Origin of the sequence: Stenomitos frigidus ULC18 (assembly GCF_003003795.1) — a bacterium.
Lineage (GTDB): Bacteria > Cyanobacteriota > Cyanobacteriia > Leptolyngbyales > Leptolyngbyaceae > Stenomitos > Stenomitos frigidus_A.
Genome location: NZ_PVWK01000162.1, coordinates 1 through 10,866, shown reverse-complemented (window position 1 = coordinate 10,866; position 10,866 = coordinate 1). Strand labels below are relative to the sequence as shown.

Annotated in this window: 9 protein-coding genes and 1 riboswitch; of the genes, 5 read left to right on the top strand and 4 right to left on the bottom strand. The window is 51.1% G+C overall.

Annotated features, from left to right (window positions below; all coding sequences use genetic code 11):
- Positions 1–159 precede the first annotated feature (159 nt).
- Positions 160–1,104 (bottom strand): alpha/beta fold hydrolase, encoded by a 945-nt coding sequence (locus C7B82_RS30935; RefSeq protein ID WP_106261170.1) that lies wholly within the window; start codon positions 1,102–1,104, stop codon positions 160–162.
- Positions 1,105–1,339: 235 nt separating this feature from the next.
- On the opposite strand from C7B82_RS30935, the gene C7B82_RS30930 reads away from it, so the two are divergent.
- Entirely contained in the window at positions 1,340–2,215 is an 876-nt protein-coding gene (locus C7B82_RS30930) for an SDR family oxidoreductase (protein ID WP_106261169.1), read from the top strand.
- 81 nt (positions 2,216–2,296) lie between these two features.
- Here the strand turns inward: C7B82_RS30930 and C7B82_RS30925 are convergent, their stop codons facing one another.
- On the bottom strand, positions 2,297–2,779 hold the full coding sequence (locus C7B82_RS30925) for a glutathione peroxidase (protein WP_106261167.1): 483 nt from the start codon (positions 2,777–2,779) through the stop codon (positions 2,297–2,299).
- Positions 2,780–2,966: 187 nt separating this feature from the next.
- On the bottom strand, positions 2,967–4,016 hold the full coding sequence (locus C7B82_RS30920) for a potassium channel family protein (protein WP_106261166.1): 1,050 nt from the start codon (positions 4,014–4,016) through the stop codon (positions 2,967–2,969).
- 287 nt (positions 4,017–4,303) lie between these two features.
- Here C7B82_RS30920 and C7B82_RS30915 point away from each other — a divergent pair, with 287 nt between their 5' ends.
- Both C7B82_RS30915 and C7B82_RS30910 read left to right on the top strand, forming a co-directional pair.
- On the top strand, positions 4,304–5,053 hold the full coding sequence (locus C7B82_RS30915; protein ID WP_106261165.1) for a GntR family transcriptional regulator: 750 nt from the start codon (positions 4,304–4,306) through the stop codon (positions 5,051–5,053).
- Between the two features lie 203 nt (positions 5,054–5,256).
- Entirely contained in the window at positions 5,257–6,642 is a 1,386-nt protein-coding gene (locus C7B82_RS30910; RefSeq protein WP_106261163.1) for an S-layer homology domain-containing protein, read from the top strand.
- Between the two features lie 107 nt (positions 6,643–6,749).
- Here C7B82_RS30910 and apcB read toward each other — a convergent pair whose 3' ends face one another.
- The gene (gene apcB, locus C7B82_RS30905; RefSeq protein WP_106261162.1) at positions 6,750–7,259 is read right to left on the bottom strand and encodes an allophycocyanin subunit beta; all 510 of its coding nucleotides are present in this window, start codon (positions 7,257–7,259) and stop codon (positions 6,750–6,752) included.
- A 752-nt stretch (positions 7,260–8,011) separates the two neighbouring features.
- Between apcB and glnA the strand changes: the two genes are divergently transcribed.
- Complete coding sequence (gene glnA, locus C7B82_RS30900) at positions 8,012–9,430, top strand: type I glutamate--ammonia ligase (protein ID WP_106261160.1); 1,419 nt, start codon at positions 8,012–8,014, stop codon at positions 9,428–9,430.
- A 383-nt stretch (positions 9,431–9,813) separates the two neighbouring features.
- Positions 9,814–9,937: riboswitch (guanidine-I (ykkC/yxkD leader) on the top strand.
- 85 nt (positions 9,938–10,022) lie between these two features.
- Complete coding sequence (locus C7B82_RS30895) at positions 10,023–10,790, top strand: urea amidolyase associated protein UAAP1 (RefSeq protein WP_106261172.1); 768 nt, start codon at positions 10,023–10,025, stop codon at positions 10,788–10,790.
- The last annotated feature ends 76 nt before the right edge of the window (positions 10,791–10,866 follow it).

Genomic DNA, 10,866 nt, shown 5'->3' with positions numbered 1-10,866 from the left:
ACTCTTGAACCGAAAGACAGGAGCAACAGGGAACACAAAGCAGACCTAAGTATTGAAGGAGTCCTCTCTACCCGACAGTCATTGTTTCGCTGTCAGTTTTGCCGAGAAGGATCACCCCCTCAAGCCGTCATTGAAGCGCCATTGGATCGTCTTTAGCCGTCAATTTTGCCATGACAAACGAGTCGATTCTGCAAGAAATGAGAGGATAGCAGTATTGACAAATTGGGGCTGGCCGCCAGCGGCGTAATGCCCACAGTGAGGAATGATTTGTAGTTTGGCAAGCGTCAAACGATCGCGCAGTTTTTCGCCATCACTCACTGGAAACCAGCGATCCTGATCGGCCCACAAAATCAACGTTGGGCAGGTGATTTTAGAGAGATTCTGCTGCACTGTATGAATGAGGTTAGGCTGGCCCTGCTCCAGTAACCGGATTTCGCGGGCAGCCAGTTGAAATTCTGCGGCAAGCTTGGTGAGAGTACCCGGAAACTCAATTTGAGGGTAAGTACTCCAATACACATCGTCGGCTGTAACGTGGGATGGGTCAGCGACCACTTCCTCTCGCAACACATAAACGATTTGGCGGATAATCGGCTCTAGCAGCTTGGCTAACCGTAGCTGATCCACTGTTTCTACAAGGCTCAGCGGAATGTCTGCAAGCAACCGCATCCCCCAGTTGGGCAACTGTTTGGGGAAGATCGGTACATTGAGGAGTACAAGGCGATCGCACAATTCTGGGTGAGCCTGCACGACGGCCAGTGCGGCCAGTGCGCCCAGCGACTCCGCCACAATCACAGCGGGCTCATCGCACAGTGCACGGATGACCCGCTCTAGCTCGATCACTTTATAATTTGGTTGCTCTGGTTGCAGTGGTTTATCAGAAAACCCACTCCCTTTGGCATCGAAGCAGAGCACCCGAAAGTGTTCTGCTAAAGCATCAATGTTGGCGTGCCAGCAGTAGCTCCAACTAGCAACCCCGTGGACTAGAACCAGCGGCTTGCCTACGCCTTTTTCGCCATAGGCAATGGAAACAGGACGATCGTTCGCATCCTGAATCACCAACGTTTGTCTTCCTTGAGGGAAGGTCGTTTGCCACCAATCTTGCATCACGGTAGCTGTCCTAGAAGCAGTGGAGTCAGTGAAGAGTAGAGTAGAGTACTCCTTTTTAGGATAAGGTCAGCATGTGGCACTGGCTGGATCTCACACGTCGCTTTTTAGATTGGCATAGCCAATTAAGGGCACAAATAACGTGCCAGTTACGCATTCTGGTAGGCTGATGGCACTGCCATGACTCTACCAGAATGCGCCTTGTAACTTCCTGAGCAAATTGGCGTGAGCAGGTATGCAAAAACTTCTTGTTACTGGCGCTAGTGGCTTTCTGGGTTGGAACCTTTGCCAACTGGCCGCTACCCATTGGGAGGTTTACGGAACGTGCTTTTCGAAAACGATCGCTATTCCTGGCACCACAATAATCGCGATCGACCTCACTGATTTAGCAGCGCTGAAGGACCTTTTCCAGACAGTGCAACCCGATGCTGTCATTCATCTAGCAGCGCAATCCAGCCCAAACCGATGCCAAAACCAGCCAGAAGCGTCCTATCGGTTGAACGTCACAACTTCGGTGCATCTTGCTGCTTTGTGCGCCGATCGCGAACGTCCCTACGTGTTTGCTTCCAGCGAAATGGTTTTTGACGGCTTGAAGGCACCCTATCAAGAGAGCGATCGGGTTTCGCCCATCAATCGCTACGGTGAGCAAAAAGCATTAGCAGAAGTAGCGGTGCTCGATCGCTACCCCAAAGCCGCCGTTTGTCGCATGCCGCTCATGTTTGGTGCCGTACCACCGACTGCCAGTAGCTTTATTCAACCGTTCATTCATGCCTTGAGAACCGGACAGGAACTCAAGCTGTTTACCGATGAATTTCGCACCCCTGTTAGTGGTAGCACAGCCGCAAAAGGACTACTGCTGGCACTCCAAACGTTTCAGGGACGATTTCACCTTGGCGGTAAAGAGCGCGTGTCGCGCTATGAGTTTGGCTGTCGGATGGCAGGAGTGCTGGCCTTGCCAACGGCTACTATCAAAGCCTGCCGACAACAGGATGTGCCAATGGCAGCCAAACGTCCCCCCGACTTATCGCTAGACAGTTCGCAAGCGTTTGCTTTGGGCTACGCACCGCTATCGTTGCGAGAAGCATTGACCGCCTTGAGAGGCCTGGTTTAGAAACCGGGTTTCTTGGCGGAAAAGTGTGAGATCAATGTTGACCTGATTCTTAGAAACCCGGTTTCTGGCTGTGACGGATAGCTATTGCGCCAACTCTCGTTCGATCGCGCTGATCAACTCCGGCGCATCCGGCTTCACTGCACTCTTGAAGCGCGCGACCACTTCGCCCTGTTTATTCACCAAAAACTTTTCAAAGTTCCAGGCCACATCGCCAGCAGCATCTACAGCCGTCAAGCGGGCGTACAACGGGTGCTGTTGTGCACCTTTAGCATGCACTTTATCGAATAGCGGAAAGGTCACATCGTATTTCGTGCTGCAAAACTGTGCAATTTCCTCGTTCGTGCCGGGTTCCTGCGCCCCGTAGTCATTAGAGGGAAACGCCAACACTTCTAGCCCTTGCGCGTGATATTTACGGTAAAGCTGCTCTAGCCCTGTATATTGCGGCGTGTAGCCACAGCGAGACGCCACATTCACAATCAGCAGAACATTGCCTGCATACTCTGCCAATGGTTTTTCCTTGCCGTCGATCGTTGCTACAGAAAGATCAGTAATCGTTGCAGTCATATCGGTTCAATTAATAAGAATGTCATCACTATAGTAGGGAGGATCGATCGTCGTTGGCGTAATCAGCAAGCAGGAGTCAGTGGTCAGCGGTCAAATTTAACTCAAAACTCAAAACTCAAAACTTCCTCATCCCCTCATCCCTCATCCCCTCATCCCTCATCCCCTCATCCCTCATCCCCTCATCCCTTTAGCCTCTCGCACCCCACCGCATTTGCCGCTTCAGGTCATAGTGGTGCGCGAACTTGGGAATATCCCCCTTATGACCCATCACGATCACCGTATCGCCTTCTTCAAGCAGCACTTCATGGCTAGGGTTCACGATCGTATCGCCACTGGCTTGGCGGAGGGCCACAACAATAAAGGTGCCTTTACCGCGTACTTGCACGGCGCTGATACTGCTGCCTACCAGGGGAGAGCCTGACGGCACAGCCAGTTCATCCACTTGCACATCAATTTGAGAAAGCAATTCATTGAGGCTGCTGCCATCCACCGTCGCATCCAAAAAGTTGAGGGCTGCTGGATGAGTAATGATGTGAGACATCCGCAGTGCGCCAATTTCAGCGGGTAGCACGACGTGGTCAGCTCCCGCCTGACGCAGTTTTTTTTCGGTAGAGGGATACTCGCCCCGCGCCATGATGATCAGATTGGGATTCAGGCCTCGTGCGGTGAGAGTGATGAACACGTTGGCTGCGTCATCTGGTAAAACAGTTGCCAGCACTTTGGCATTTTCAATCCCGGCAGACTCCAGAATACCTTCATCGGTGGCATTGCCAAGCCGTACGAGGTAACCCATCGCTTCAGCGGTTTCAATGCGTCCCAGGTTGTTGTCAATGATGACGAACGGCTGTTTTGCGTCAATCATCTGGCGCGCCAGGATTTGCCCAATACGCCCATAGCCGCAAATAATGACGTGCTGCTTGAGAGTTTTAATCTCTTTTGTCATGCGTCTTGCTCCCAATGCTCGATTGATTTCGCCTTCGGTAATCATCTGGAAGAAGCCACCAAAGATATAGCCTACGGAGGTGCAGCCAGCAATAATCACAAACATTGTGAAGATTCTGAGCTGAGGGGACATGGGCCCGATTTCACCAAAGCCTACGCCAAAGACAGTGATGACAACCATGTAGATGGAGTCGAGCATGCTCCAACCTGACAGCCTATAGCCTGCTACAGCTACCACCAGGGTAAGCGACAGAAAGCCCGCGCCAGTCAGAATGCGTTTGAGTGAACCATGCATACAGTGATGCGATCGCGAAAGAGAATGATGTTGTCAAATGCTTAGCATCGGTAGAAACAAGATCATTTTTGCGACCCAACCGTTTCTGTTGGCAGAACGTTGTTCTGGCTGGCTGGATCTGCTAGATCGATAACGTTTCGACAGAGGTAATTGGTTGATACTACTGTAGGCGATCGCGTATTCAATGTAGCGCCTGAAACCAATTCGGCTGCATTCTGCCGATGACTACGTAGTAAGCAAGCGTTGAAAGTTACACTGAAGCAGTGTTCCTCTAGTTATCACCCTTCATGACGAGGTTAGTGATTGCTCAAGCTAAAAGTCCACTGCACTCGCTCATTTCTGAGAAACTGCGAGAGCAGATTGCTAGTGGCATTTATGCAGCTGGTGAGCAACTGCCGAGCGAACATCAATTGATGGAACAGTTTGGGGTGAGCCGTATTACGGTGCGACGGGCGATCGCAAATTTAGTCAACCAGGGGTTAGTCACGGCCCATCGTGGCAAAGGCGTTTTCGTTAACGAGCAGCGGAAAGTGGTGTATTCGCTGTCCAATCCACTCGTCTTTTTTGACGAAGATATGGCGCGGCAAGGCGTAACCCTCTCCATCCGAAATCTTGTCTTTGAGCCACAGCAAGCACCAGAAAGCGTGCAGCATTGCCTGCAACTTTCCCATGAGCAGCGCGATGTCTATCTCCAGAAAAAGTGTCTGTTGATTGATCAAGTGCCGATCATGATTGACACAACCTACATCCTGGCTGACTTGGGTGCCGCCTATGCAGCTGATTTGCAAACCAGGATGACCTTCCCAACGCTGGAGCAAAATGGGGTCGCGATCGTTCGCATTGAAGCCACTCTCGAATCAACCCATGCCGATCACGAATTGAGCGCCCATCTGGAGATTCCGTTAGGCAGCCCTCTCATGGTCTACCGCTACACAGCGTATACCCATCAAGAGAAACCAATCCTTTGTGGCGAAGCGCTATCACGGGGCGATCGTCTGTCCTACTCAGTGGTGCTGACCAAACCCATTGACTCCTAGCTTCTGCCGCTGCCTGCTTCTGCCTCCCTCCTCCGCCTGCCGCCGCCTGCCGCCTCCCAACAATTCCCAGCTGTACACACGCAATCCGGTACAGATTCTCCGTCACTGTGCCAATTTCGATACTGCCCTCTACCGAAGCACATCAAGGAACACTATTAATCCTTGAGCATCGATATAGGTAGTTGTTGTGGTGATTAACACGTATGCTTTACACACCGAAGGTTCGATCGACGACCGCTTTAATTGCTGCCCTAGCAACCGTGACCAGCGCGCTAGCACCGCTGACGCTATCGGCTCCTGCGTCTGCTCAAGCTAGTTTTTCTGACGTGCAGGGTAACTGGGCGCAGTCGTGTATCGGGTCACTTACGCAGCAGGGCATCATCAGCGGTTACCCAGATGGAACCTTCCGCCCCAGTGCGCCTGTTACACGGTCTGAATTCGCATCAATGGTTGGCAAAGCGTTCCCTAATGTGGCGCGATCGCGGAGTGCGGTTCAATTTGTAGACGTGGCTTCCAACTATTGGGCGTATAGTGCGATTACAACCGCGACCCAAACGGGCTTTTTGTCTGGCTATCCTGGCAATGTTTTCAACCCAGCGCAAAATATTCCTCGTGCTCAGGTGCTGGTGGCTTTGGCGAGTGGGCTGAACTATGCGCCCTCTCAACCAGCCATGAATACCCTCAGTGCCAGCTTCTCTGATGCAGGAGCCATTCCAGCCTATGCTCAAACGGGCATTGCAGCGGCAACCGAAAAGCGGCTCGTCGTTAACTATCCCAATGTGAGCCTGCTGAACCCCAACCAGCTTGCTAGTCGTGCTGAAGTTTCCGCTTTTCTCTGCCAGTCGCTGGCAGGCACTGGGCAAACCGCATCCACGATTTCCATTCAGTACATCGCGGGTGCTACCCAGTCTCAGCCCAGCCAAGCTCAAGGCAACCAGGTTTTAGCGGGAACGTCGATCGCCGTGAGATATGCGTCAGCACAGCGCATCATCGTTTCGCCTAACGAAACCGCACCGGTTGCCTTAACGGTCGCGCAAGATGTGCGAAACAACCAGGGAACGGTCGTCATTCCAGCGGGTAGTCAGGTGATCGGTCAATTGCAGCCAGCGCAAGGTGGTTCGCAGTTTGTCGCCAATCAGCTGATCGTGAACGGTCGTCAAATTACCTTTAACGCCTCCTCTAGCATCATCACGGAGACTCGCGATGTGCGTGATCCCAATTTTGGTACCATCCTGGGCGGCGCCGCGTTGGGCTCAGCTGCATCGGCTGTCATCCAAGGCGTCACAGGCGATCGGGTGATTTCAGGACAAACGACCGTCTTGGGTACGGTCTTAGGGTCAGCGATCGGCGCAAATCAAAATCGGAATCTTGGCAAGACCATTCGTGATGCTGCGATCGGTGCTGCTTTGGGTGCAGGTGTCGCTGGCATCACGGGCAATCGCACCATTACGCCTCAAAAAGTGACCACTGGCGCGGCGGCTGGCGCAACGCTGGGTGGCATCCTCGATCGTACTGGCAACAGCAAAGTCGTGGTCATCAACCCAGACTCAGACTTGACGTTGACCGTGAATAGCAGCGCCACACTTTAGAGTGATCAGGCAACTTAAGCAAAGCTAACTTTGGCACTTAAGCAAAGCGACGAGACGCAATTGCGTCTCGTCGCTTTCTATGCTTGACTGACTGTACGTTCGCAGACCTACAGATTTTTCTCGCTCAGTTCACGCGACATATAGTCAAATGGCTGATCCAAAAAGGCGGTATTCGTGATGCCAGCCTCAGCTACCGTTTCTTTCACAATCGCCTTCAGGATCTGGATGCCACACACTGTGGGGCCTGGTGGAACGCCTAATGAATTGTACGTTTCCCGTAGCCCTTCCAGCACGCGCTCGTCTAGCACATCGGTATCACCTGCCACAAGCGCATAGGTGGCGTAGCGCAAGTAATAGTCTAGATCGCGCAAGCAGGCAGCATAACGACGAGTGGTATAAGCATTGCCACCGGGACGAATCAGTTCTGGTAGTTCATCAAACAACTGTAGACCAGCTTGCTTGACGATCGCCGCTGCATTTGCGTTGATCACCGCCGATGCCTGCACCCGCGCGATGCCAGTATCAAAATACGACTTCAGGCTATCGATGGCATTGCGATCGAGATAGCGACCTGTAACATCGTAGTTTCTAATCAAGCTCGTCACTGCATCCCGCATAAGTTTCTTCTCCCAATGATCCTTATATATACGTTTGGCTATTTCTGTTCTGTTCGATGAGGGGACTCGACCAACACCAAAGGCAGATGAGCATAGGCGCAAATTAACTCAGAGAGTTTTTAGCCTCGCAGTGACAGCGATCGCAAAAACAGTACCGTGATACACATGCCTCTGCATCAGTCTTAAATGCTGAACGGACGGCTCTTTGAGTCTAGACGCATGGACAAGTTTATCATGTGCATGAAACTGAAGCGTACCGCATCGCGATTGTAAACATGAACTGTTACAAGCGGTTAATTCTGGCTCAGATGAGCACTTTTGTTTCGCCGCATACACTTTTCAACCTCAATCTAAGCGTGAGTTCAGTCCAGTCGACCAATATTTTGTAGCAATTGATACAAAAAGCACCCAAGCCTCTCTCTAGGATGATTCAGAGACAACTAAGCTTCAAATAAGCTTCAAACTCAAAGTGTGAATAGCGAAGTGAAATTTCTTCGCCATCATGACACTGTGAGATTCGAAGGTACGTAGAGAGTTCTTTGGCATTGATCGGTTCTGCTTCAAGGCTGAGCGGGTAGTTCATTGATGTTTCGTTTACGGTTCATTTCCCTTACCTGACGCTGCTGCCTACGAGTCGATACTTAAAAGTCTCGGTGCCTCTCCGTTCAACTCATTCACCACTGAGCCGCAACAATTTCTATCGTCCTTTTTCTTCTCCAACTTTGAGTCAGCACTGCAACAAGGAGTAATTCATGACGACCCCGCAGGAAATCCTGGAATGGATTAAGCGTGACAATATTCAGTTAATCGATCTAAAATTTATTGATACACCTGGCATCTGGCAACATCTGACGCTGTATCAAGATCAGATTGATGAAAGCAGCTTTAGTGTTGGGGTGCCCTTTGATGGTTCCAGTATTCGGGGTTGGAAATCCATTAATGAATCTGACATGCTCATGGTGCCCGATCCAGATACTGCCTGGATTGATCCGTTCTACGAAGTACCGACGCTGAGCTTAATCTGTAGCATTAGAGAACCTCGGACGGGTGAACCATACGGTCGTGATCCACGATCGATCGCACAGAAGGCAGTCGATTATCTGAAATCTACCGGCATTGGCGACACCGCTTTTTTCGGCCCAGAAGCCGAATTTTTTCTCTTTGACAGCGTCCGCTTTGACCAGACCCAAAATTCGGGCTACTACTATGTAGACAGCGATGAAGGAATTTGGAACTCTGGTCGTGAAGAGCCGGGCGGGAACTTAGGCTACAAGCCGCGTAACAAGGAAGGTTATTTCCCCGTTGCGCCCACAGATACCTCTCAAGATATTCGGTCAGAAATGTTGCTGACCATGCTGAAGATTGGGGTGCCCATTGAAAAGCATCACCATGAAGTGGCAACGGGTGGTCAGTGCGAATTGGGCTTCCGCTTTGGCAAGCTGGTGCAGGCAGCAGACTGGCTGTTGACCTATAAGTATGTCATTAAGAATGTGGCACGGAAGCACGGCAAAAGTGCGACCTTCATGCCCAAACCCGTGTTTGGCGATAATGGTTCTGGGATGCACGTACACCAATCCATTTGGAATAATGGTGAACCGACCTTTGCTGGCGACAAGTACGCCGGTCTCAGCCAGAATGCACTCTGGTACATTGGCGGCATTTTGAAACATGCACCATCATTGCTGGCTTTCACAAACCCCACCACCAACTCCTACAAGCGTTTGGTGCCTGGGTTTGAGGCTCCCGTAAACCTGGCTTACTCACAGGGCAACCGCTCTGCATCCGTCCGGATTCCACTCAGTGGCCCCAATCCGAAAGCGAAGCGTTTGGAGTTCCGTTGCCCAGATGCCACGTCCAATCCCTACCTTGCCTTTGCAGCCATGCTGTTAGCAGGGATTGACGGAATCAAAAACCAGATTGACCCCGGTGAACCGTTGGATGTGGATATCTATGAACTCAGTCCTGAGGAATTGTCGAAGGTGCCTTCGACACCCGGTTCGCTAAGAGATGCGCTGGAAAACCTGGAGCGGGATCACGAGTTTCTGACTGCTGGCAACGTGTTTCCTGAGGACTTTATCGAAAGCTGGATTACTTACAAGCTCGATCGCGAAGTGATTCCAGTCAGTATTCGTCCTCATCCTTACGAGTTCTTGCTGTACTACGATTGCTAAGGCGTTTTCTGAGAAAGATGTTACCCCTGTAGGGACACAAGGGCCTGCGTCCCTACAGGAAGCAGCCAAATGATAAGTCATTTGGCTGCTGAAATTCAGCACCTCCGTGATGCAGAGTCACAGCGGCTTTCCATGTCGTCCACTCGGCAAAGAATGGCTACTCCAGTAGGACTCGTAGCTTACTTCCAGGCATCAGGCCTCTAGAGGGCAGGACCAGCTCCTCTTGCGACGCGACACCGAAAAAGTACTTTTTGATACGATCGTCCCTTCACTTTTGCAGTTAATTAGGTTTCATGACTTCGATTAGGAAGGCCTGGTTGGAGATGCTAGTATTTAAACGATCGCGAACCGACCTTGTGTTTAGTGCGATCGCAAACTATAAATCTATTCGCTTCTAGGGTTCCGGTCTTGCGCAAGTAAGGTGTCTGGTCCAAGAGAGGCAGCCGCTTTGAAAACTGCGATTGTGCAGGCAAAGCAGTCACACGGCGGGAAAAAAGCCCGGGAGAGCCAAGCAACAGAAGTTACTGTTGGCGGCTTCCTGGGCTTTATTATTGCAGTCGCTTGTTTCACGAGGTTTCATAAGGAATACAAGATGTCTACCGAACCACACTTGATCGATCCCGCTTTAATTACCTGGGATGAAGTCATTCCAGGGGGTGCCTATTGGTCTCGCATCATCAAACGCGGCACCACTCTTCGCCTTGCTGCACCAGAAGGTTCCAGAGGGGTCGCCGTTCTCTGCTACAACGCCGACAACGCGATCGAACGCTACAATGCTGCCGATACGGCCAAGATTCAGTTCAACGCCTTTTTGAAAAAAGGGATGTTGTTTTACTCCGACATGGGGCGCGTCCTGTTTTCCATTACAGAAGACACTTGCGGGTTACACGATACATTGGGCGGCTGTAGCAATTTGGTAACCAATGCGAAGTATCGCGCAGGCGATCCAACAGGCAGTGGCAAAGGCGATCCAACAGCCAATGGCGAAGGCGATTACAAAAACTCGCGAGATAATTTCTTGCTGGCGCTCACCAAACGCAACCTGGGCAAGAAAGATATCATGCCGAACCTCAACTTGTTTACCCGCATTGCTGTTGCTCCAGACGGCAATCTGTCCTGGGCTGAGAAAACCGCGCAGCCTGGAGATTTCATTGATTTGCGGGCAGAGATGAATGTGTTAATGGTGCTTTCCAATTGCCCTCATCCGCTTGATCCTAGCCCAACTTATGAGGCAAAACCGATTCGAGCGATCGTCTGGAATACTCCTGCGTCCACTGCCGATGATCCCATTCGGACAAGTAATCCAGAAGCGGTCCGTGGTTTCCAAAATACCGATGCGTATTTGGGGCAATTGGTTTAAGGAGATTTCTGGCAAAGAATTTACCCAAGCTTCTAGAATATTCTTATGTTCTTGCAAAAAGTAAGGCACAAGCGTT

Coding starts and splice junctions, on each gene's coding strand:
- C7B82_RS30895 (WP_106261172.1), top strand. CDS start 10,023: ATGTCTACCGAACCACACTTGATCGATCCCGCTTTAATTACCTGGGAT.
- C7B82_RS30910 (WP_106261163.1), top strand. CDS start 5,257: ATGCTTTACACACCGAAGGTTCGATCGACGACCGCTTTAATTGCTGCC.
- C7B82_RS30920 (WP_106261166.1), bottom strand. CDS start 4,016: ATGCATGGTTCACTCAAACGCATTCTGACTGGCGCGGGCTTTCTGTCG.
- apcB (WP_106261162.1), bottom strand. CDS start 7,259: ATGCGGGATGCAGTGACGAGCTTGATTAGAAACTACGATGTTACAGGT.
- C7B82_RS30915 (WP_106261165.1), top strand. CDS start 4,304: ATGACGAGGTTAGTGATTGCTCAAGCTAAAAGTCCACTGCACTCGCTC.
- C7B82_RS30925 (WP_106261167.1), bottom strand. CDS start 2,779: ATGACTGCAACGATTACTGATCTTTCTGTAGCAACGATCGACGGCAAG.
- C7B82_RS30930 (WP_106261169.1), top strand. CDS start 1,340: ATGCAAAAACTTCTTGTTACTGGCGCTAGTGGCTTTCTGGGTTGGAAC.
- C7B82_RS30935 (WP_106261170.1), bottom strand. CDS start 1,104: ATGCAAGATTGGTGGCAAACGACCTTCCCTCAAGGAAGACAAACGTTG.
- glnA (WP_106261160.1), top strand. CDS start 8,012: ATGACGACCCCGCAGGAAATCCTGGAATGGATTAAGCGTGACAATATT.